Source organism: Cutibacterium granulosum (assembly GCF_900186975.1).
Lineage (GTDB): Bacteria > Actinomycetota > Actinomycetes > Propionibacteriales > Propionibacteriaceae > Cutibacterium > Cutibacterium granulosum.
In genome coordinates this window covers 1,381,990-1,404,017 of sequence record NZ_LT906441.1, presented here as the reverse complement: position 1 = coordinate 1,404,017, position 22,028 = coordinate 1,381,990, and the positions used below count along the sequence as shown (strand labels likewise).

Annotated in this window: 23 protein-coding genes; 5 read left to right on the top strand and 18 right to left on the bottom strand. The window is 64.3% G+C overall.

Going from position 1 to position 22,028, the window contains the following annotated elements; all coding sequences use genetic code 11:
- Window positions 1-114: 114 nt before the first annotated feature.
- The 3 genes from CKV91_RS05990 to CKV91_RS05980 form a co-directional block, all read right to left on the bottom strand.
- Window positions 115-564 carry a regulatory protein RecX gene (locus tag CKV91_RS05990; RefSeq protein ID WP_021105505.1) on the bottom strand — a complete coding sequence of 150 codons (450 nt, stop codon included), beginning with the start codon at window positions 562-564 and terminating at the stop codon, window positions 115-117.
- Between the two features lie 152 nt (window positions 565-716).
- Window positions 717-1,778, bottom strand: a complete 1,062-nt coding sequence (gene recA, locus CKV91_RS05985) for a recombinase RecA (protein WP_021103216.1) — start codon at window positions 1,776-1,778, stop codon at window positions 717-719.
- Between the two features lie 199 nt (window positions 1,779-1,977).
- Window positions 1,978-2,172, bottom strand: coding sequence for a DUF3046 domain-containing protein (locus CKV91_RS05980; RefSeq protein ID WP_036904290.1), 195 nt, complete (start codon window positions 2,170-2,172; stop codon window positions 1,978-1,980).
- Between the two features lie 220 nt (window positions 2,173-2,392).
- On the opposite strand from CKV91_RS05980, the gene CKV91_RS05975 reads away from it, so the two are divergent.
- Complete coding sequence (locus CKV91_RS05975; protein ID WP_021105504.1) at window positions 2,393-3,178, top strand: DeoR/GlpR family DNA-binding transcription regulator; 786 nt, start codon at window positions 2,393-2,395, stop codon at window positions 3,176-3,178.
- A gap of 1 nt (window position 3,179) precedes the next feature.
- Here the strand turns inward: CKV91_RS05975 and CKV91_RS05970 are convergent, their stop codons facing one another.
- From CKV91_RS05970 to rimO, 4 genes are all read right to left on the bottom strand, one after another.
- A complete protein-coding gene (locus tag CKV91_RS05970; protein ID WP_021103213.1) occupies window positions 3,180-3,455 on the bottom strand; it encodes a helix-turn-helix domain-containing protein in 276 nt (91 codons plus the stop codon).
- Window positions 3,456-3,517: 62 nt separating this feature from the next.
- A complete protein-coding gene (locus CKV91_RS05965; protein WP_231933703.1) occupies window positions 3,518-4,033 on the bottom strand; it encodes a CinA family protein in 516 nt (171 codons plus the stop codon).
- Between the two features lie 64 nt (window positions 4,034-4,097).
- A complete protein-coding gene (pgsA, locus tag CKV91_RS05960; RefSeq protein WP_021105502.1) occupies window positions 4,098-4,685 on the bottom strand; it encodes a CDP-diacylglycerol--glycerol-3-phosphate 3-phosphatidyltransferase in 588 nt (195 codons plus the stop codon).
- An 88-nt stretch (window positions 4,686-4,773) separates the two neighbouring features.
- Complete coding sequence (gene rimO / locus CKV91_RS05955) at window positions 4,774-6,291, bottom strand: 30S ribosomal protein S12 methylthiotransferase RimO (protein ID WP_331712748.1); 1,518 nt, start codon at window positions 6,289-6,291, stop codon at window positions 4,774-4,776.
- Window positions 6,292-6,574: 283 nt separating this feature from the next.
- On the opposite strand from rimO, the gene CKV91_RS05950 reads away from it, so the two are divergent.
- Together CKV91_RS05950 and CKV91_RS09490 are read left to right on the top strand one after the other, a co-directional pair.
- Window positions 6,575-7,855: a YibE/F family protein gene (locus CKV91_RS05950; protein ID WP_051254849.1), complete on the top strand. Its 1,281-nt coding sequence runs from the start codon at window positions 6,575-6,577 to the stop codon at window positions 7,853-7,855.
- 101 nt (window positions 7,856-7,956) lie between these two features.
- Complete coding sequence (locus CKV91_RS09490; RefSeq protein ID WP_155942603.1) at window positions 7,957-8,136, top strand: hypothetical protein; 180 nt, start codon at window positions 7,957-7,959, stop codon at window positions 8,134-8,136.
- A gap of 29 nt (window positions 8,137-8,165) precedes the next feature.
- Here the strand turns inward: CKV91_RS09490 and CKV91_RS09485 are convergent, their stop codons facing one another.
- Together CKV91_RS09485 and CKV91_RS05935 are read right to left on the bottom strand one after the other, a co-directional pair.
- A complete protein-coding gene (locus tag CKV91_RS09485; protein ID WP_051167141.1) occupies window positions 8,166-8,552 on the bottom strand; it encodes a hypothetical protein in 387 nt (128 codons plus the stop codon).
- A 353-nt stretch (window positions 8,553-8,905) separates the two neighbouring features.
- Complete coding sequence (locus CKV91_RS05935; protein WP_021103206.1) at window positions 8,906-9,550, bottom strand: HAD family hydrolase; 645 nt, start codon at window positions 9,548-9,550, stop codon at window positions 8,906-8,908.
- Between the two features lie 132 nt (window positions 9,551-9,682).
- Here CKV91_RS05935 and CKV91_RS05930 point away from each other — a divergent pair, with 132 nt between their 5' ends.
- Entirely contained in the window at window positions 9,683-10,441 is a 759-nt protein-coding gene (locus tag CKV91_RS05930; protein WP_036977080.1) for a DeoR/GlpR family DNA-binding transcription regulator, read from the top strand.
- Between the two features lie 159 nt (window positions 10,442-10,600).
- A complete protein-coding gene (locus CKV91_RS05925) occupies window positions 10,601-11,383 on the top strand; it encodes a fructosamine kinase family protein (protein WP_021105497.1) in 783 nt (260 codons plus the stop codon).
- A 110-nt stretch (window positions 11,384-11,493) separates the two neighbouring features.
- Here the strand turns inward: CKV91_RS05925 and pyrE are convergent, their stop codons facing one another.
- The 9 genes from pyrE to pyrR all read right to left on the bottom strand — a co-directional run bounded on the left by pyrE (window position 11,494) and on the right by pyrR (window position 21,817).
- Window positions 11,494-12,144 (bottom strand): orotate phosphoribosyltransferase, encoded by a 651-nt coding sequence (gene pyrE, locus CKV91_RS05920; protein ID WP_021103203.1) that lies wholly within the window; start codon window positions 12,142-12,144, stop codon window positions 11,494-11,496.
- 47 nt (window positions 12,145-12,191) lie between these two features.
- Window positions 12,192-12,902 carry an orotidine-5'-phosphate decarboxylase gene (gene pyrF, locus CKV91_RS05915; RefSeq protein ID WP_021105496.1) on the bottom strand — a complete coding sequence of 237 codons (711 nt, stop codon included), beginning with the start codon at window positions 12,900-12,902 and terminating at the stop codon, window positions 12,192-12,194.
- A gap of 120 nt (window positions 12,903-13,022) precedes the next feature.
- Window positions 13,023-13,901, bottom strand: a complete 879-nt coding sequence (locus CKV91_RS05910; protein ID WP_051254857.1) for a dihydroorotate dehydrogenase — start codon at window positions 13,899-13,901, stop codon at window positions 13,023-13,025.
- Window positions 13,902-13,951: 50 nt separating this feature from the next.
- The gene (locus CKV91_RS05905; RefSeq protein WP_065860910.1) at window positions 13,952-14,716 is read right to left on the bottom strand and encodes a dihydroorotate dehydrogenase electron transfer subunit; all 765 of its coding nucleotides are present in this window, start codon (window positions 14,714-14,716) and stop codon (window positions 13,952-13,954) included.
- A gap of 13 nt (window positions 14,717-14,729) precedes the next feature.
- On the bottom strand, window positions 14,730-17,918 hold the full coding sequence (gene carB / locus CKV91_RS05900) for a carbamoyl-phosphate synthase large subunit (RefSeq protein ID WP_021105493.1): 3,189 nt from the start codon (window positions 17,916-17,918) through the stop codon (window positions 14,730-14,732).
- Entirely contained in the window at window positions 17,918-19,015 is a 1,098-nt protein-coding gene (locus CKV91_RS05895) for a carbamoyl phosphate synthase small subunit (protein ID WP_021105492.1), read from the bottom strand. The genes carB and CKV91_RS05895 overlap by 1 nt, the downstream gene beginning before the upstream one ends.
- Window positions 19,012-20,313, bottom strand: coding sequence for a dihydroorotase (locus tag CKV91_RS05890; RefSeq protein ID WP_065860895.1), 1,302 nt, complete (start codon window positions 20,311-20,313; stop codon window positions 19,012-19,014). Before CKV91_RS05890 ends, CKV91_RS05895 begins: the two co-directional genes overlap by 4 nt.
- The gene (locus CKV91_RS05885) at window positions 20,310-21,254 is read right to left on the bottom strand and encodes an aspartate carbamoyltransferase catalytic subunit (protein WP_021105490.1); all 945 of its coding nucleotides are present in this window, start codon (window positions 21,252-21,254) and stop codon (window positions 20,310-20,312) included. Before CKV91_RS05885 ends, CKV91_RS05890 begins: the two co-directional genes overlap by 4 nt.
- Window positions 21,251-21,817: a bifunctional pyr operon transcriptional regulator/uracil phosphoribosyltransferase PyrR gene (gene pyrR / locus CKV91_RS05880; protein ID WP_021103193.1), complete on the bottom strand. Its 567-nt coding sequence runs from the start codon at window positions 21,815-21,817 to the stop codon at window positions 21,251-21,253. The genes CKV91_RS05885 and pyrR overlap by 4 nt, the downstream gene beginning before the upstream one ends.
- Between the last annotated feature and the right edge of the window lie 211 nt (window positions 21,818-22,028).

Here is a 22,028-nt window from a genome sequence, read left to right as displayed (position 1 = left end):
TTCGTCCCCTTCGTCAGCAGATGGTGCACGCAACGCACCATGCGTTCTTTGATAATTGTAGGGTTCAACCTTGCCACAATCGATCGCACAGCGGCTCACTGGGGTATGAGCACCTCACCACTCATCGTCGCCCAGTTCCTCCTTGACTTGGCGTACCGCCTGCCAGGTGATGTCTGGACCGTAACCCTTGCGCGCCAGTGCAGCGGCAACCCTGCGAGTGAGTCTGGGCTCGGGCACCGAGGCGCTTGTTCGAAACTTCTTCCGGGCAAGTTCCACGGCTGCCCGGGCCTCGTCATCATCGGAGATGTGGTTGACGGCCTCATCGATGACGTCCGGGGCCACGCCCTTGCGGGACAGCTCCATGGCCACAGCTCGCCGGGACAGTCCACGCGCGCCACGGCGTGACTCCACCCATTGCATGGCGAAGTTGCCATCGTCGATCAGACCGAGTTCCTCGAACCGATCCAGAACCTGGTGCTGGACCTGCTCAGGCACCCCGTTGCGGGACATGGCGATGCCAAGTTCACCGCGTGTGTGCGCCCGTGAGTCAAGTTTGGTGAGCACGACCTCTCGTCCTCGCTCATACCATTCATCGTCACTGAGCTCGTCAGGGTCGGGGATCCTCGCTCTTCTCCGAGACCCCCTCCCCCGTCGTGATGAGGAACCGACCGTAGCGGCACCTGTTTCCGGGCGCGTGTGCTCACCCCTGGTCACGGTCAGGATTCCGCCTCGTCAGACTTCACCTCGCCAGTGTGGGGATCGACTCCCTCGGGCACCTCCTCCTCGTCGAGTCCAAGCTTCGTCCTGATCCGTGCCTCCAGGGAATCAGTGACGTCAGGGTTGGCCCGCAGGAAGGTTCGCACGTTCTCCTTGCCCTGCCCCAGCTGCTCCCCGTCACAGCTGAACCACGACCCGGACTTGGTGATGATGCCGGTGTCCACACCGAGATCAATGATGCTGCCCTCCCGGGAGATTCCCCTGCCGTAGAGGATGTCGAACTCGGCCTGCTTGAACGGCGGAGCCACCTTGTTCTTGACGACCTTGACCCGGGTACGGTTGCCCACCATGTCCCCACCGTCCTTGAGCGTCTCGATGCGTCGCACGTCAAGACGAACCGAGGAGTAGAACTTCAGGGCCCGACCACCAGTGGTGGTTTCCGGGGAGCCGAACATGACGCCGATCTTCTCGCGCAACTGGTTGATGAAGATTGCCGTGGTACCAGCGGCATTGAGAGCTCCGGCCATCTTGCGCAGCGCCTGACTCATCAACCTGGCCTGCAGACCCACGTGGGAGTCGCCCATCTCACCCTCGATCTCCGCCTTGGGAGTGAGAGCAGCCACCGAGTCGACGACGATCAGTTCCAAGGCCCCCGACCGCACCAGGGTGTCGGCAATTTCCAGGGCCTGCTCACCGTTGTCGGGCTGACTGACCAGCAGCGCATCGGTGTCAACACCCAACTTCTCCGCGTACTCGGGATCCAGTGCATGCTCGGCGTCGATGAAAGCGCAGATGCCCCCCTCGGCCTGGGCATTGGCGATTGCGTGCAGGGCAACCGTGGTCTTACCGCTGGACTCCGGTCCGTAGATCTCGACGATCCGGCCACGTGGGAGTCCACCAACGCCCAGAGCGATGTCGAGAGCGACCGATCCAGTGGGGATCGCCGCAATCTTGACTGCTTCGCGTTCCCCCAGTCGCATGACCGAACCCTTGCCATGCTGCTTCTCAATCTGACTGAGAGCAGCCTTGAGCGCCTTTTCCCGATCCGCCGCAGCTACCATCCTTGACACCTTTCATCAGGGCAGGTCGGACCTGCCATCGTCAACCGGATCATCCGGCAGTCACTCAAACCGTAGGCGCTGGCAGTGACAATCCGGCAGAGGCGAAAGACATCTGTGGATCATCGACGCCGCGCAGCGTGGCCCTGTGGACAACACAGTAACGAACATGTGTTCGATTTTCAACCAAGGGAGTCCCCGGTCAACGCAGCGAGTCGGGCAGTTCCAGCAAGGTCCAACACGCACGCCAGATCGTCTTCGGTGACTCGCCCTGTTCCAGGGCCTCGAGGACGGTGCGCGAACCCAGTTCGGGAATGGCCTGGGAGCCAGCCCAACTGCGCACATATCCATCACCAAGCACCTCGGTCAAGCGTCGCCACAGCTCAGATTCACGCACGAGGCCAGAGTATGGCACCTGGGGAGCACGTAGAATGGATACCCGTGGTGGTTCGCTCACAGCCGCGAGGACCGTGGAGCATCCAATCGGGAACCCACCACATCGTCGAGCACGCGTCGCCCCCGAAGCACGATGGTTGACGCCAGGCATCGCTCCACTGCAAGGAGGCACCATGGTCAGGACGAGCGAACCCGCCACGTCCAGCAGACGCAGCGAACGCATGGTCACTCTCCTGGCAATTCTCAGGGAGCATGGTGAGGTTCAACTTCGAGACATTGCGACAACATTGGGGACCAGCGTTGCGACCATCCGGCGTGATGTCGCAGTCCTGGCGGAACAGGGCCTCCTGATACGCACCCACGGTGGGGCTCGCAGCACTGGACCAGATGGGGAGCTGCCCGTCAACCTTCGCGATGGCCGTCACCACCAGGCCAAGCAGGCCATCGCCAGAACCGCCGTGGCCGAGTTGCCGCGCGGACGTCACGCCATCGCGCTCACCGGAGGTACGACCACCGCCGAAGTGGTGCGGGCCCTGCACCACCGTCACGATCTCACCATCGTCACGAACTCGGTGAGCATCGCCCTGGAGGCTGCTCGTCACGGTCAACAGCGGGTGCTCATCACCGGCGGTGTCCTGCGCAGCTCCTCGTTGGAACTGGTCGGCCTCCTGGCGGAGAACACGTTCAAGCTCGCCAACATCGGTACGGCCATCGTCGGGTGCGATGGCCTGAGCGTTGCGGGCGGGTTGACGACCCATGACCCCATCGAGGCGGCCACGAACCACACCATGATCCGGCAGGCGCCCCGCGTGATTGCCGTCGTCGACGGCTCAAAGATCGGCCAGGTGACACTCGCCAAAATGGCCGAGACCAAGGACATTGACGTCCTCATCACGGACGACACGGCAGACGCTCGCGAGATCTCGCGCATACGCAGTCTCGGAGTCACCGTGCGCATCGTCACCGATCCCGACTGCCCACCGGACCCCAAGGCCAAGACATCGTGAATCAGGCTGCCAGGGCAGCCTTGCGGGAGCTACCGTCCTCGAGCTCACGGAACTTGGCAGAGACCAGCAGCATGAGATCGGACTGGTCGAGGTCCAAGGCGTGGCAGATCGAGGAGATGAGTTCGCTGGACGCCTCCTTCTGCCCCCGCTCGACCTCGGAGAGATATCCCAGGGACACGCGGGCATCAGAAGAGACTTCGCGCAGGGTACGACACTGCGCGAAACGCTGTTCCCGGAGTGCCTCGCCCAGAAGTTCACGTAACAGACCTGGTTTCATGCTGATCCTCCTTGTTCGTTCACGAGGTACAACACGCAGCAGGATCAGTTCATTCCCGAAAATCAAGGAATGCCTTTGATCTTTTCTCGTATTACGTGACATGTGAATTCGAGGAGAGCGGAAACAGTGCCAAGACGAACTGCCTCACGCTCCCCGGAAAGACTGAGCTGACGGGTGAACACCTGGGCATCGTGCGCCACGGCAATGTGCACCGTTCCGGGTCGCTGCCCGTCCTGACGGTCGGGCCCGGCAACACCGGTACATGCCAGCCCGAGGTCGGCCTGACAGGCATGTGCGCACCCCGTGGCCATCTGACGGGCAGTCATGGCGTTGATGACGCCGTGCTCGTCGATCCAGTCGGCGTCCACCCCTGCCAGAACGGTCTTGAGATCGCTCGCATAGGTGATGAGTCCACCACGGAAAATGGCTGAGGAACCGGGTACCGAGGTGATCGTCGCCCCGACCAGTCCACCGGTAAGGGATTCACAGGTGGCCGCGGTGAGCTCGGCATCGGCGAGCAGGTGCACGAGACGGTGAGCCGATGCATGGGACTGCTCGAGCATGGTGTTGCTCCTCATGATTCATTCCCCTCAATCCGATTGATTCCAAACCCGGCCATTGCACGAATACGTCCCGGAGGAATCATTGCCGGTGATCCACGGCATCACGTCGGATTCGCCAGGCATCACACAGATAGAACAGACCGGTGAGAATCGTCAGGACGAAGGCCACGATCATGACGCTCCAGGCGATGACGACAACCCAAGTGGGCACGCGCCACAGACCAAGACAGAACATGATGATGGCGAGGGCCTGGGTGGCCGTCTTGAGTTTGCCGCCCCGGTTGGCAGCCATCACCTGGTACTTGAGCATGAACACCCGCATGAGGGTGATCCCCCACTCCCGCAACAGGATGAGAATCGTCATCCACCACGGCAGTTCACCGAGGATCGACAGCCCAATGAACGCCATACCGGTGAGGGCCTTGTCGGCCACCGAGTCCCAGATCTTGCCGAAATTGGTGACGAGGCCGTACTTGCGCGCGACCTTCCCATCAACGAAATCGGTGAGGATGGCGACGATGAAGACGATCGTCGATGCGCTGCGCCAACCGCCCTCGTGGGCATGGGCAAGCAACATCCATCCGAAAACCGGCACCAGGACGATCCTGAGGACCGTCAACGCGTTCGGGACGTTGATGTTGCTGGGTCTGGTCTCGTCGTCACTCATCGGCATCCTCGCATGGTTACAGTATGTCGTTTCTGGCAGTACCTCGGGCCACGGACGGCACGGACGACCACCGGAAATGACGTGCGAATCAGGCCAGCTCCCCGGTGAGGTCGATCCCCTCGCAACCAGTGATCGTGACGTCCACCAGATCTCCGACGTGCAGCCCCATCGCATCGGGGAGGCACACCGTTCCATCCACCTCGGGGCCCTGGTGCGGGGCTCGGCCCGTCGCCGTCTGTGCGTCGACGTCCTCGATGAGCACCCGAGTGCGCTCCCCGATCCGCTCCTCGGCACGCTGGGCCATGAGTTCGTCGACGAGATCGGCCAGTGCGGAACGACGTTCCTCGATGACCTCGTCGGGAACATGTCCGTCGAGGGTGGCAGCCTCGGTGTCCTCCTCATCGGAGTAGGCGAAGACTCCGGCGACGTCCAGTCGGGCCTGGGCGAGGAAGTCGTGCAGGACGGCGACGTCCTCGTCGGTCTCACCGGGGAAACCGGTGATGAAGTTGGATCGGAACCCCGCCTCGGGGCAGCGTTGCCGAATGTCGTCGATGATCCCCAGGAACGACTCGGCGTCACCGAACCGACGCATCCGCCGCAGCAAGGGGCCGGAGGCGTGCTGGAAGGACAGGTCGAAGTACGGGACGACCTTTGGTGTGGTGAGCATGACGTCGACGAGGCTGGGGCGCAACTCGGCCGGCTGCAGGTACGACACACGCACCCAGTCCAATCCGGCTACCCGGTCCAGGTCGACCAGGAGTTTTTCGAGCATGCGCAGATCCCCGAGGTCCTTGCCGAACGAGCTGGAGTTCTCCGAGACGAGGAACACCTCACGCACACCGTGGTCGACGAGCCAACGGGCCTCCTCGACGATTTCCTGCCGAGGCCGGGAGAGGTACGATCCGCGAAACCGCGGGATCGCGCAGAAGGCACACCGGCGATCACAGCCCGAGGCCATCTTGAGTGGGGCGTATGGGCCAGAACCCAGGCGGCGTCGTCGTGCTCGTGGTCCGGAGGCCGGTGCCAGTCCAGCGGGAAGATCGGGGGCGTTCTCAGCGGGATTGAGAGTCGCCGCGGGCGAACCTGAAGATGCCTGACCTTCCTCGGTTCGAGCAGGGGCAGCTGCACGGTCACTCGAGGCGGTGTGCTGATCCGCAGCAGGAGCAGTGTGGTGGCCTGGTGCTGCGACCTCGTCGGCAGCGGCCTGACGTGCCACTGGCGAGAGTGGCAGCAGGGTACGACGATCCCGGGGGACGTGGGCCTCGATGGATCCGCCGGACAGAATCGTCTGGAGTCGACCAGCGATGTCGTCGTAGTCGTCGAAGCCGAGCACTGCGTCCGCCTCGGGCAGGGCCTGGGCGAGTTCTCGTCCATACCGTTCAGCCATGCATCCCACGGCGACGACGGCCTTGGTCGAGCCAGTCTCCTTGAGGTCAGCTGCAGCCAGCAGGGTGTCCACCGAGTCCTTCTTGGCCTGTTCGATGAACCCACAGGTGTTGACGACGACCGTCTCAGCCTGCTCGGGATCGTCCACCAGACGAAATCCCCCGGTCTCCAGTCGGGCCGCCAATTCCTCGGAATCGACGTCGTTGCGCGCGCACCCCATCGAGACGAGGTGGACGGTCATGAGTTTGTCGGTGCCGGACACGAGACTCCATTCACGGTCGATGCTGATCTCCGATGTTACGTCCTCACGGGTCTGCGAAGCATCCCGGCCGAGTCATGCAGGCCGACCTGGTGTGACGAACGACGCCCACATTTTCGTCACACGTCGAGCAATTTGACACACGTCCATTTTTGTCACATCTCGAGCTCTGGTACGTATGTGGTACGAGCGTCCCGGCCCCGCCACACGCGACGAGCCCCCTGCCACACGGAATGAGCCCAACGTGACACACAGTCATCTGCACAGCCACACCTCGGCACATCATCAGTCCCATGCCGTACCACATCCGAGCGATCCCGATCCGGCTGGCTCCCGACCACTTGGGCCAGGACAGATCGCGCTGATCGTCGTCCTCGTCATCGTCGGTGCCCTCACCGCCCTGGGCCTGGTACGACTGTGGCCACACGGCAACATCCACGACCACGTGGCTGCTGGCCAGGGAGCCACCTATGCCGACGGTGTCACCGTGCACGAGGCCACGGTGCAAAAGGCCACGGCGATCTCGTGTCAGGATGCTGGCCTGGAGACTCCCGCACAGGATCCGTCCAACAAGTGTGGCTCCCTCAGTGTGCGTATCGACACAGATGCCGGCGCAGGCAAGGTCGTCGATCTCACCGTCAACCACGCCGTGTGGGACTCGGGAATCAGCCCCGGGCAAAACGTCGTCGTCTATCACGTGCCAGATCCATCCGGTGGGGACGGCACCTACCAGTTCCGTGACTTCGACCGGAACCACTCGATGATTGCCTTTGCCCTCATCTTTCTCGTCGTCGTCATCGCCGTGGCCAGGTGGCGAGGGGTACGTGCCGTCGTCGCCCTGGGGTTCGCATTGTGGCTCATCTGGACGTTCATGATCCCCGCCCTCGTCATGGGCCGTGACCCGCTGCTCATCGGTGTGGTGACCAGCCTGGCGATCATGTTCCTCGTGCTGTATCTCACCCACGGCGTCAACATGCGCACCACAACTGCTCTGGTCGGCACGATTTTCGGCATCCTGGTGTGCGCCGGACTGGGGATGTGGGCAGCGACCTGGTCACATTTCACCGGTGTGAGCGGTGAGGACGACCTTCTGCTGGGAGCCATCGCGCCGCAAATGCACATGTCGGTCCTCGTCACCTGCGCCATCGTCGTCGCCGGACTGGGTGTGCTCAACGACGTCACCATCACCCAGGCCTCGGCGGTGTGGGAACTTGCCGACATCTGGGAGGGAGGACTGGACCGGCGACGGTTGTTCACCAGTGCCATGCGTATTGGACGCGATCACATCGCCTCGACGATCTACACGACCGCCTTCGCCGCCACGGGTGCCGCACTGCCGGTGCTCGTTCTCATGCACCTGGACAACCAACCGTTGCAGCAGGTGCTCACCAGCGAGCAGTTCGCCGCGGAGATCATCCGAACACTCGTCGGGTCGATCGGTCTGGTGCTGGCCGTTCCGTTGACGACGGCGGTGGCGGTGGCCAGTGTGCCGAGGCACGTGGTCAAATCCCGCGATGTGGTGTAGTCGTTGGTGATCCTGTGGGGTGAGGTCAGCTGGCGAAAGGACTGGCCCTGAATTGCTTGGTGCTCGGAGTGGTTGGTGGTGGAGTTGGGCGGTTCGTGGTGATGAGTTTCGAGACCAAGGTAGTGGCTTTCTTCGACCTATTCGTCGTTCTGCTCGGCCAGGACGGCACCGGTAAGACGAACGACCACGTCCCGGTTCAGCCATCTGATGGGATTGTTCGACCAGATCTCAGGCGAAAACTGGATGAACGCGAGGATGTCTGCCTTGCGGCATTGGGATGATCGGTGACCTCGCGCTGCAGGACCACTGACTACTGCCTGTCGCCCACACCACTGGTCGCATCAAAGTAGTGCGGTCGGATCGTCCGCCCGAACGTGGCCGTGTGGTGGATGTGGGGACGCATCGCCGTGGTGGTGGTTTCGTAGGTACACAGCGTTGCGACAGGGAAAGTCCATACGGTCGGAGCGAGTTGTTGGTGGCTCCAGGTGACGAGGTTTTCGGGGTGTTCGACGGGGCCGCGGAAGTGGAGCAGGGACACGTACCAGAGATCCCGGGGACTGAGGATACCTTCCCGGTAGGCGTCCGGCCCGAGTTCCTGGCCGAGCGTGTGGGTGCGGAATTCGTCGGCGTCTGGGCTGGTGGGGTGCAGGAGCGCAAGAACACCCCCGGGGGCTACGAGAAGGCGCTCGAGTTTCATGGACAAGGGTGCGTGACGGGCACAGGCTCGGTCGAGCGCGCTCGCGCATCTGGTCGCGAACGGATCTTGCTGCGGTACCGGCCGCCGGTTTTCCAGCGCTCGGACGGTGACGTGTGCACAGTCCGTAGCCCCGCTGTGCAGGTGGTCTGTCCCGGCGAGGCCGACGGCTTCCTGTGTCAGGGCGGCCAGCACGTTCTCTGCTGGCGGTGGGGGCAGCAGGATGATGCTCAGTGGCCAGCGTGCCGCCCCGTCGCGGGCTGACGGTTCGATGATGTTGGTTCTGGTGGCCACCGCTTGCTCGCCCTGAGTTTGCAAGGTCGTGACGTTCACGGTTGTCTGCCCTCTCGATTGGGCTACGCGGAACGCATCTGGACGAGCAGGCGGTGCAGGTCGACAAGGTCGTGACACACGATGTCAGCATCACTGCGTCCTCCCACGGCAACGACCACAGTGCCGGCGCTGCGTGCAGCTGCGAGGCCGGACGCAGAGTCCTCCACGGCCAGTGTTCGGGCGGGCGTGGCACCGCAGGAGCGGACTGCGTGGAGGTAACCATCGGGCGCTGGCTTGCCATGCGCGATGTCCTCGAGGGTGACCAAGAGCGGTGGATCGATGGTGGCAGCGCTTAGCCGGGCGAGCGCGAGTCGTCGCGGCGCGTTGGTGACGACGCCCCACGGGATGTGGTGGGTGTCAAGCCAGATGAGGAGTTCCGGGCCACCGGTCGCAGGCTTGATGCTTTCGAGCCGTGTGCACTCCTGGTCCAGTTGGACACTCACCATGCTCTGGAGGTTTTCCGGGGTGATGTGAGGCAGGAAGTGGGTGATGGTCGCAGCCACCTGCCGACCATGACACCAAGCCAGTACATCAGCGGTGGGAATACTGTTCTGCTCAGCCCAAGTGGACCAAATGGATTCGACCGCTGCGGTAGAGTCCACCAACGTTCCGTCCATGTCGAACAGGACCGCCTGGATGTCAGCCAGTCGCGGATCAGTGTGTGTCATCGTCGCCTCCGTCTTGCCCAGCCACCTGGCGGGACACGCTTGCGGTGACGACTAGGCCCTCGGTACTGAGGATGGCCCAAATTTGCTGCCACGTATGAAACATGCAACTAGCATGTATGATTGAATAATCATATGCAACGATTATTTCGTCAGAAAATGATCATCAACTCTCTCGGAGCCTCACCGACTTCGGTGAATGCACTCGTAGAGCTTACCGGCGCCTCGCCGGCGACGATCCGCCGCGATTTGACCGAGCTCGAAGGCCACGGACAGTTACGCAAGGTGCATGGCGGGGCGGTGGCGGTGAACCTGCGCGGTATGCCTATGCCCTACTCCTTGCGGTCGGCCGAGAACGCTGCCGGCAAGGCGGCCATAGCCCAGCTGGTCTCCCGCCTCGTGACCGACGACATGTCCGTGATCATCGACAATGGCTCGACCATGGTCGCCGTGGCACAGGCTCTTCAGGAACGTCCCATCACGGCCTTGTGTCTCTCGTTGCGTGCCGCGCTGTCCCTGGGCGAAGGCGGCGTGGCCACCGTGAGCACGCCGGACGGAACGCTCATGCCCGAAAGCCTGCGCTACGAGGCTGCTTCATGCCTACGCGCGTTAGGTGCGTTCCGGGCCGATGTCGCCATCATCGGCACATGTTCTGCCTCTCCTGCCATGGGCCTGACGGTCACGACGCATCAAGACGCCCAGGTGAAACGCGCCATCCTCGCATCCTCGGCCCGTGTTGTTCTGGCTGCTACGAGCGACAAGCTTTCACGGACCTCGAGTTTTCGCTTCGGAGGCATCGACGACATCGACGACTTGGTCACCATGCAAGATGCGCCTCAGGCAACGCTTGACGCCTTCCGGGCCGCCGGAAGCAGGGTTCATATCGCCGACTGATCAACCCCGAGGAACGCACGACTCTCGGCAACTCAGAGAATCCGGCCAGCTAGGTAGACTTGATGTCCACGACGAGGATTCCCGACGCGAATGGCGGGTTTCATCGCGGGTGATACGGGATGTCTGGGAACGCCTGGCTGAAACACCTAGGCTCGAGACGTGAGCGCATCGCAGACCTTCCGCAAGACCGATTCCCGTCCCGGGGCCATCGACTACGAGGTGGCAGGGTTGACGTGGCTGGCGCAGGCCGGCCCCCAGGCTGCACCGATCGTCCCGGTTCTCGACCACGGCTCGACCTGGCTCACCGAACCACGCCTGCGGTCGGTGGCCCCGACCGCCGAAGCTGCCGAGGAGTTCGGGCGTGCCCTGGCCCACACCCATGCCGCCGGGGCCGAGTACCTTGGTGCTCCCCCGCCGGGGTCACCGTCCCACCGTTGGATCGGGCAGGCCAACCTCAGCTTTCCCACAGAACCCACTGGTGGCTCGTGGGGTGAGTTCTACGCGACCTACCGCATCGCGCCATATCTGGATGTCCCGGCCTTCGACCACGACGACCGCCGGATCATGGACAAACTGTGCTCCACCCTGGCCAGTGGAGCACTGGACCATGACCAACCTGAGCTGGTGCGACGCGATGGCGTGGCGGCACGCATCCACGGCGACATGTGGAGCGGTAACATCATGTGGACCCCAGACGGCGCCACCCTCATCGATCCGGCAGCCCAGGGCGGGCACGCCGAGGAGGACCTCGCCTCCCTCAGCGTCTTCGGAGCACCGTTCACCGAGCGCATCCGCGCCGCCTACGACGAGGAGTCCCCCTTGGCCCCAGGATGGCAGGAGCGCATCGAACTGCACCAGGTGCACATGCTCGTCATGCACTGTGCCGTGTTCGGACGCTCCTACGTGGGCCCGACGGTGTCCATCGCACGCCGCTGGGCGTGAGATCTGGTGGGACTGGTGTGAGACACGGTGGGGTGAGTCCCGGCTCACACCACCGATGGATCCGCTGCACATGCCCCACCGACATGTGCAGCGGATGACCGGAACTGCACTCAGTGGGCGTCCGACCAGGCCTGCGGATCCGCCGACCAGGTCTTGAGGGCTGCCAGCTGGTCCGGCGTGATGGCCTGATTCGCCGCCGCGACCTCGATGAGGGTCGGATAGTTCGACAGGGTGAACAGCGGCCAGCCGGTCTGCACAAAGGCCTGGTGGCCGCGTTCCAGCTCGTAGGAGAAGATCGCCAACACACCGACGACGGTGCTGCCAGCCCGCTCCACGGCCTTGGCCGCCTCGATCACCGAGCCACCGGTGGAGATGAGATCCTCGACCATGACGACCGAGGAACCCAGCTCGATCCGACCCTCGATCTGGTTGCCCTTGCCGTGATCCTTGGGGGCCGAACGCACGTAGGCCATCGATGTGCCGAGCCGGTCGGCGGCCAGCGCTGCATGGGCGATACCCGCCGTCGCGGTGCCGGCAACGACGTCGACGTGTGTGAAGTTCTCGGTGACGAGGGTGGCCAGACCCTCGGCGATGAGTCCGCGGGTGCGGGGGTCGGACAGGGTGATGCGGTTGTCGCAGTAGATCGGCGAGTGCAGCCCCGAGGCCCAGGTGAAGGGCTGGTCCGGGCTCAGGGAGACCGCCTTGATGCTCAGCAGGGCGCTGGCCACGTCACGGGCGAGGTCTGGGTGGGAAATCGTCATGGCTGATCCTTCGAAAATCGTGTGGGGTGGGTCGTCGGGATGATCGCTCAGGTGTCCTGACCACTCTGCCAGGCAGCACGAATGGTGTGGTAGGCGGCCACCGGATCGTCGGCCTGGGTGATCGGACGACCGACGACGATCGCGGACGATCCCATCGACGCGGCCGTACCGGGGGTGGCCACCCGGGCCTGGTCACCCACGGCGCTGCCCGCCGGGCGGATTCCCGGTGTGACCCGCAGGAAGTCCTCCGCCGTGGCGTCGGCGATGGCTCGGGCCTCCAGGGCGGAGCACACCACACCGGCCAGCCCGGCCTGCCGGGCCAGGTCGGCGTAGTGGCACACCGACTCGATGAGCGGGGCCTCGACGAGCTGCTCGTCGCGCAGGGCCTGCTGCGAGGTCGAGGTGAGCTGGGTGATGGCGATGACGTTGGACGTCGATCCGCCGTCGTGCAGGCCTTCCAGGGCCGCCTCCATCATGGCCCGGCCCCCGGCGGCATGGACGGTGAGCAGGTCTGCCCCCAGCCGGGACAGGCTGCGTGCTGCGCCACGTACCGTGTTGGGGATGTCGTGCAGCTTGAGGTCACAGAAGACGTCGTGACCGGCGTCCTTGAGCTCGGTGACGATCTGCGGCCCGGCAGCGTAGAACAGCTCCATGCCCACCTTGACGAAGAGTTTCTCCTCGGTGAACTTCGAGACGAAGCCCAGGGCGTGCCCGGCGGATGGAAGGTCAAGGGCGATGATCGGTCTGCTGGTGTCCATGCGTTCTCCTGTGTGGGTGGGCTGTGTGGATGGTGTCTGGGCGAAGGATGACGAGTTGGCGAAACCACTGTGGTGTGGCGGGCGAGACGTGGAGGATCCCGACGAGTCGCGGTGCAGCCGTCAGGTCGTGCGGGATGAACGAACCTCGGCACGCAGGCTCTCGAGGGTGTCGATGCCCAACTCGTCCATCAGGGGTTCCAAACCGTCGACGATCCTCGGGCAGGCCAGCGGATCGGTGAAGTTGGCAGTTCCCACCCCGACCGCGCTGGCTCCGGCCATCATGAGTTCCAGGGCGTCTGCTGCCGTGGTGACCCCGCCCATCCCGATGACCGGCAGGTCCACCGCACGGGTGACGGCGTCGATCATGCGCACTGCAATGGGCAGCACGGCTGGCCCGGACAGCCCTCCGGTGCGATTGGCGATGATCGGACGACGCCGGTGCAGGTCCAACCGCATCCCGGTGAGGGTGTTGATGAGGGTGAGGCCATCGGCCCCGGCGTCGGCCACGGCTCGGGCGATCTCGGTGATGTCGGTGACGTTCGGGGAGAGCTTGACGTAGACCGGCACCGACGACACGGCCATGATCGCCGCCGTCAGGTCGTGGGCGGCCTGCGGTTGGGTTCCGAAGGTGATTCCGCCCTGCGTGACGTTGGGGCAGGAGATGTTGATCTCCAGGGCTGCGACGTTCGGCGCGGTGGAGATGCGCTCGGCAACCGCCACGTAGTCCGATGTCGTCGTGCCGGCGACATTGGCGATGATCGGCAGGCCGGGAGCGTGCTGTTCCAACCACGGCAGTCGTTCGGCCAGGACGACGTCCAGGCCGGGGTTCTGCAGTCCGATGGCGTTGAGCATGCCCGAGGGACTCTCGGCCACTCTTGGCACCGGGTTTCCCATGCGCGGTTCCAGGGTCGTCGCCTTGATCATGATCGACCCCAGCCGGGTGAGGTCGAAGTACTGGGCGTACTCCCGGCCGAATCCGAAGCATCCGGAGGCCGGCATGATCGGATTGGCGAGGTCAAGGCCGGGAAGATGTACTGCCAGTCTTTCGTTCACAGGATCACCTTCCCCGCATCGAGAACGGGCCCGTCGTAACAGATCCGCCACTGGTGGTCCGTGCGCTCGGCGTCCGGAATGACGCAGGCGTAGCAGGCTCCCACCCCGCAGGCCATGCGCTCCTCCAGCGAGAGCTGGGTGGGAAGATCGGCGGCAAAGCTCTGCTGGACGTGTCGCAGCATCGGGATGGGGCCACAAGCGTACACCGCCTCGGGAGAAAATTTCCTGGCCGGGTCGGTGCCCTGCAGATCGGCGACCGTGCCACGGGTACCGACCGAACCGTCGTCGGTGGAGACGAGCACCTCACCAAGCTGGGCGAACCGATCGGCCCAGAAGACGTCTGCTGCGTCACGGAAGCCCAACCGGAACTGGATCTGCACGCCACGCTCGGCCAACCGACGACCCAGCAGGTACATCGGGGGCACCCCCACTCCCCCGCCGAACAGCAATGCCCGGTGCCTGGCCACGGTGAGGTCGAAACCGTGGCCCAGCGGCCCGGCACAGTCGATCTCGGCGCCGACCGGCAATTCGCTGAGCACCTTGGTGCCAGCGCCGACGACCCGGAAGATGAGGGTGATGAGCTGGCCGTCGTCGGACACGTCGGCGATGGACAGCGGGCGGCGCAGCACCATCGAGGTGACGCGAGTGCCGCACAGCACGTTGAGGAACTGACCAGCGGCAACTGGGGTGGCGGGGTCGTCGCGTCGCACCACGATGGCCCACACCCCGGCGGCGATCTGCTCGCGAGACTCCAGCCTCATGAGCTGGCCCACCTCAGATCACCTCCGTGGAGAAGACCCGCGACTCCATGACACGGCAGATGGCACGGGCAGTGTCCAGGGAGGTGAACAGCGGGATGGCCCGGCTGATCGCTGCACGTCGAATCTGCTTGCCATCGATGATGGTGCTCTGCCCCTTGCTCATGACATTGATGACGGCGTCGCACCCGGAACTGTTGATGAGGTCGAGCACGGATTGGCTCGACTCGTCCTGCGTGGCCCCGATCTTGAGGGCGGTGGCGACGCTCAACCCGTTGTCACGCAAGTACTGTGCCGTGCCCGAGGTGCCGATGAGCTGGAACCCGATCCGGTCGAACCGGCGGGCGATCTCCAGCGCCTCCTCCTTGGCGCCGTCAGCCACCGTGAAGAGGATACGGCCATACTCGGGCACGTGCAGCCCGGCAGCTTCGAAGGCCTTGTACAACGCCTTCTCCAGGGTGGAATCGGACCCCATGACCTCACCGGTCGACTTCATCTCCGGGCCAAGGTGGGAGTCGACGAGGTCAAGCTTGGAGAAGCTGAACACCGGGGACTTCACGTGGATGCGTTCGGGCTCGGCAAGCAGTCCGGGAGCCAAGCCCAGGTCGGAGAGCTTCTCGCCCAGGATCACCCTGGTGGCCGCCTCAGCCATTGACACCCCGGTCACCTTGGACAGGAACGGCACGGTACGCGAGGCGCGTGGATTGGCCTCGATGACGTTGACCTGCCCCTCGTAGACGACGAACTGGATGTTGAGGATGCCCTTGGTGTTGAGCCCCAGGGCCAATTTGGTCGTGACGTCGACGATGCGGTCCTTGACAGCCTGCTGCATGCCGACCGGCGGGTAGACGGCCATCGAGTCACCAGAGTGCACCCCGGCTCGCTCGATGTGACGCATGACGCCGGGAATGAGCACATCGGTGCCGTCACAAATGGCGTCCACCTCGCACTCGATGCCCTCAAGATATCGGTCGATGAGCACGGGCCGGTCCGGGCTGGCATGCACGGCATCGGACATGTAGGTGCGCAGCTCGTCGGTGCTGTTGACGATGGCCATGGCCCGCCCACCGATGACGTAGGACGGGCGCACCAGCACCGGGAATCCGAGGTCCTCGGCAACGGCCAGGGCCTCCTCGGCAGAACGAGCCGTGCCACCGGGAGCCTGTGGAATGTCCAGTTCGGCCAGCAGCGACTCGAATCCCTCCCGGTCCTCGGCCCGGTCCAGGTCCGCCAGCTGGGTGCCGAGGATTCGCACCCCGTGCTCCGACAGCGGGCCAGCGAGGTTGATGGCCGTCTGACCGCCGAACTGGACGATGACTCCCTCCGGCTGTTCCAGGTCGACGACGTCCAGGACGTCCTCGACGGTGAGCGGCTGGAAGTACAGCTTGTCGGAGACGGAGAAGTCGGTGGAGACCGTCTCCGGGTTCGAGTTCATGATGATGGCCTCGTAGCCAGCAGCCTGGATCGCCTTGACGCAGTGGACGGTGGCGTAGTCGAACTCGATGCCCTGCCCGATGCGGATCGGGCCGGATCCCAGTACGAGGATGCTGGGACGATCGCTGCGCGTCGACTCGTTCTCCAGCTCGTAGCTGGAGTAGAAGTACGGGGTCTGCGACTCGAACTCACCGGCGCAGGTGTCCACCATCTTGTAGACCGGGACGAGTCCGTTGTCGTGGCGAGTCTCGCGAATCTCATCGGGGGTGCACTGCCAGGCCCGCGCGATGGCCGGATCGGAGAATCCGTTGCGCTTGGCGGTGCGCAGCAGGTCGACGTTGCCCGGACTGGCGGCCAGGGCATCCTCGAGCTCGATGATGTGGGCGAGTTTGTCGAGGAAGAAGAGGTCGATGCGGGTGAGTTCGTGCAACTCGCCAATGGTGCGGCCGCGACGCAGGGCCTCGGCAAGGCAGAACAGTCGATCGTCCCGAGCTGTGGTGATCCGCTGGACGAGGACGTCATCGGGCAGCTGGGTGATGGCCGGGGAGGACACATGGTCGACGCCGATCTCCAAGGAGCGCACCGCCTTGAGCAGGGACTCCTCGATGGTGCGTCCCAGCGCCATGACCTCACCGGTCGCCTTCATCTGGGTGCCCAGGCTGCGATCGGCACGAGCGAACTTGTCGAACGGCCAGCGCGGAATCTTGGCGACGACGTAGTCGAGCATCGGCTCGAACATGGACCACGTCGTGCCGGTGACCGGATTGCGTATCTCGTCGAGGGTGAGACCGACGGCGATCTTGGCGGCGATCTTGGCGATCGGGTAGCCGGTGGCCTTGGAGGCCAGCGCCGAGGACCGCGACACCCGCGGGTTGACCTCGATGACGTAGTAGTTGAACGAGGCGGGGTCCAGGGCGAGTTGGACATTGCACCCACCCTCGATACCCAGTGCGTCGACGATGGTGATCGCCGCGTCACGCAGCATCTCGTGCTCGACGTCGGTGAGTGTCTGGGTGGGAGCGAGGACGATGGAGTCGCCGGTGTGCACGCCCACCGGGTCGAAGTTCTCCATGGTGCACACCACCATGGTGTTCCCGGCACCGTCTCGCATCATCTCGTACTCGATCTCCTTGAATCCGGCGATCGACTGTTCGACGAGACACTCATTGACCGGGGAGAGCTCCAGACCCTTGCTCACCACGCGCACCAGATCGGCTTCGTCATCGCAGATTCCGCCACCGGTACCGCCCAGGGTGTAGGCGGGACGCACGATGAGTGGGTAGCCGAGTCGGGCGCCGACCTCGACGGCCTCCACCACCGTGTGGACGATGTCGGAGGACGGGATCGGCTGGCCGAGATCTTCCATGAGCTTCTTGAAGAGGTCGCGATCCTCGGCCTGCTCGATGGCAGACAGGTCGGTGCCGAGAAGTTCGATGCCTAGCTCGTCGAGGATCCCGCACTCGGCGAGGTCACGGGCCATGTTGAGACCGGTCTGGCCGCCCAGGGTGGGCACGATGGCCTCGGGGCGCTCCCGGCGCAGGATCTGGCAGACGAACTCCAGGGTGATCGGCTCGATGTAGACCCGGTCGGCGATCTCACGGTCGGTCATGATGGTGGCCGGGTTGGAGTTGACGAGGATGACCTCGTAACCCTCCTCACGCAGGGCCAGGCAGGCCTGGGTTCCGGCGTAGTCGAACTCTGCGGCCTGACCGATGACGATCGGGCCGGATCCGATGACGAGGATGCGGTGGATGTCGGTGCGGCGTGGCATCAGCACTTTCCTTCCGCCCGTGCGCTGCGATGGGAGCGCATCAGGTCGATGAAATCGTCGAAGAGGTGGACGGCGTCGTGGGGGCCGGCAGCAGCATCGGGGTGGTACTGCACCGAGAACGATCCGGTGCGTCGGTTGCGCACACCCTCGACGGTCTCGTCGTTGATCTCGATGTGGGTGACCTCCAGATCGGTGCCCGTCAGCGACTGGGGGTCGACGGCGTACCCGTGATTCTGGCTGGTGAACTCGATGCGTCCAGTGCGCAGGTCGCGTACCGGGTGGTTGAACCCGCGATGGCCGAACCGCAGCTTGTAGGTGTCGGCCCCATTGGCCAAGCTGAGCAACTGGTGTCCCATGCAAATACCGAAGATGGGGTATTCCTCCTGGAGATCCCGGATGACGTCAATCACCTGGGGAATGCTCTTGGGGTCGCCGGGGCCGTTGGACAGCATGATCCCGTCAGGTGAGAGGGTGCGTACCCGATTCGCGGTGAAGTCGTGCGGGACGACGGTGACGGCGCAGCCACGTCTGTCGAGTTCCCGCAGGATCGAGTGTTTGAGACCGAAGTCGAAGAGGACGACGTTGTACTTGCCCAGGGGGCTGGGATACGCGGTACGTGTGGACACCTGACTGATCTGGTCGGTGGGCAGCTGCCGAGCACGCAAACCCTCCAGTGCGGCATCGAGGTCGGCATCGGGGCCGAGCAGCGTCCCCTTCATGACGCCGTGGTCCCGCAACCGACGCACCAGGGCCCGGGTGTCGATCCCGGCCAGACCGGGAATGTCGTGGGCCCGGAGGAACTCGTCCAGACTCATCTGGTTGCGCCAGTTGGATGCCACCCGAGGTACCTCACGGCACACGACCCCCGCCGTCGTCGGGAACAACGACTCCATGTCGTCGCGGTTGATGCCGGTGTTGCCGATGAGCGGGTAGGTGAAGGTGACGATCTGACCGTTGTAGGACTGATCGGTCAAGGTCTCCTGGTAGCCGGTCATACCAGTGGTGAAGACGACCTCGGCGCTCACCTCGGTGTCGGCCCCGAAAGCCTCCCCGGGGAACGTCGTACCGTCCTCGAGCAGCAGGGTTCGTGTCGTCATGACAGATCCTTTCGATTTGAGTGGACCACGGCTCCGTCAACGAGGGTCAGGATGCAGTCACCGTGCACCTCACGGCCAGCGAATGGCGTGTTGCGCCCCTTGCCAGCGAAGTGCTCTGGGTCGATGACGGTCTGTCCGACGAGGTCGAAGGCAGCGAGATCAGCTGGTCCCCCGACCCGCAAACGCCCGGCCTCCGGCATACCGTACAGATCGGCCGGGCCAGAGGTGAGCCATCCGACGAGCTGGTCGAGTCGGAACCGTCCGGGCAGGACGAAGGCGGTGTAGAGCAGGGCGAAGGTGTGCTCATTGGTGATGACGCCGAAGGCAGCATCCCGCATCGAACAGTTCTTCTCCGCAGCGGTGTGCGGGGCATTGTCGGTGGCGATGGCATCGATCGTGCCGTCACACAGACCCGCGACGATGGCGTCGACGTCGGCTCGAGTACGCAGCGGCGGGTTCATCTTGTAATTGCCGTCGTCTGAGGGGATGTCCTCATCGGCCAGCAGCAAGTGGTGGGGCTCGGCCTCGGCGGTGGCATGCACCCCGTCGGCACGGGCGCGACGCACGGCACGGATGGATTCGCCGGTCGAGGCGTGACACAGGTGGTAGTGGACACCGGTCTCCTCGGCGATGGCAAGGTCACGCACCACCTGGACGGTCTCGGCGAGTCGGGTGGTGCCGGGCAGCCCCAGCTGCGCACTGCGCCACCCCTGATTAATGACACCGCCACGAACCAGGGAGTTGTCCTCGGCATGCGCGGCAACCGGCAGGTCCAGCCTGGCGGCGGCAGTCATCGCGTCATACATGACGCCGGCACTCTGCACCCCCTTGCCGTCGTTGGAGAACCCGATGGCGCCGGCACGAGCCTGGGCGTCGAAGTCCACGAGCTCCTCACTGGTCAACCCGGCAGTGATCGGTGAGTACGGCAGGGTCTTGACGACGGCGTCGCGGGCGAACCGCTCACGCAGCTCGGTCAGCAGCTCCGGGGTGTGGGGATCGGGTGAGGTGTTGGGCATGGCGCAGATCGTCGTCCATCCGCCCCGGGCGGCAGCTGCCGTACCCGAGGCAATGGTCTCCTTGGCCTCCTGGCCCGGTTCACGCAGGTGATCGTGCAGATCCACCAGCCCCGGCGTGACGAGGGCACCGTCCAGGCTCCTCACCTGGGCATCGGCACCGTCGAGCTGGTGGGCCCTGCCGATTGACAGGGCCTCGATCCGGCCTGCGTCCACGAGGATCTGGGAGGGCACCGGCGTGCCCCCCTGAAGCATCACCAGGTCGGTCAGCAGGGTGCGCGTCATGCCTGCTCCGCTGCATCGAGAACGGATTCGAGGATCGCCATGCGCACCATGACGCCGTTGTGCATCTGTGCGAAGATGCGCGACTGCGGAGCCTCGACCAGTTTGGAGGAGATCTCGGTGCCACGGTTGACCGGGGCCGGATGCATGATGATGGCGTCCGGGCGCATCTGCGCAGCACGTTCATCGGTGAGACCGTAGGCGTGCAGGTAGTCCTCGGCGGAGAAGTCTGGGCCGGCATCGAACCGTTCGTGCTGCACACGCAGCATCATGGCGACGTCCACGTCCTCGATGACCTCATCGAGGGTGGAGATCTCCCCCAGCCGAGTCACCTCGTGATCCATCCACTCACGTGGCCCGGTGAAGATGACGCGAGCACCCAGTCTGTTGAGGATCTGGGCGTCGGAGCGAGCAACCCGGGAATGGGCGATGTCTCCACTGATCGCGATGGTGAGGTCGTCGAAGTGGCCGAACTCCTCGGCAATCGTCATGAGGTCCAGCATGCACTGGCTGGGATGCTGGCCTGACCCGTCACCGGCGTTGACCAGGCTCAGTTCCAGACGTCCGGGAGCCAGCAGCTGATCGTAGTAGGCGTTGCGGGAATGACGGATGACGGCCACGTCGGCACCAATGGCGTCCACCGTGCGCACCGAGTCGTAGAGGCTCTCCCCCTTGGTCACCGAGGAGTGCTTGGGGTCGAAGTCCAGCACCTTCATGCCCAGACGGTGCTCGGCCATCTGGAAACTCGTCATGGTGCGGGTCGAGTCCTCGAAGAACATGTTGATGGCGACGCGGTCGGGCCCCAGACGAGGACGGGCGCCAGCCTTGAAGGCACGACCGCGTTCGACGATCGCCAGGACGGCGTCATTGGGAAGATCCTCCACCGACAGGAAGTGCTGGGAGGCATAGCGGGATGGGATGGTGAAACCGGTGGCGCTGCTCATGCGTTGACCTTTCGGATCGAGACGAGATCCTCACCGTCAACCTCTGAGACGTTCACGTCGACGGCCTCGTCGAGGGAGGTGGGCAGGTTCTTGCCGACGAAATCGGCGCGAATCGGCAGCTCCCGGTGGCCACGGTCGACCAGCACGGCGAGCAGAATGCGATCGGGACGCGAGTCGTCCATGATGGCGTCCAGGGCAGCACGGGTGGTGCGTCCGGTGAAGAGCACGTCATCGACGAGGACGACCGTGCTACCGGCCAGGGACTCCGGAAGGTTGGTTCCGTGCACGACGGGCCCCTTCGCCGGGGTGGGCTGTTCATTGGGATCGAGGTCGTCGCGGTACAAGGTGATGTCGAGCTCACCGCACGGAACTCGTGTGCCCTCGATCTCAGAGAGGCGGGCAGCGATGCGTTGGGCCAGATGTGCCCCACGGGTTCGGATTCCGACGACGACGAGGTTGCCGAGCCCCTCATTGCGCTCGATGATCTCGTAACAGATACGAGCCAGTGCCCGATTGACGGCGCCTGCGTCCATGACGGTCACGGCACCACTGGTGGTGGACATGTCAGTACTCCTCCTCTTCATGACGCCGCTTCAAACGGCGCGATGGGCCGGTGAGGCGGAAGGAGGTAGCACCTAGGGAGCCATCAGGGGACCGTGCACCACGGGCTCCGACAGCTTCACATCGTGAGCCGGCTGATACCCCGGCTCCGTGCCAACGACCTTCGCGACCTCACGGGATCGCTCTTAAAGGGCGTTGGACAGAGCATAGCAG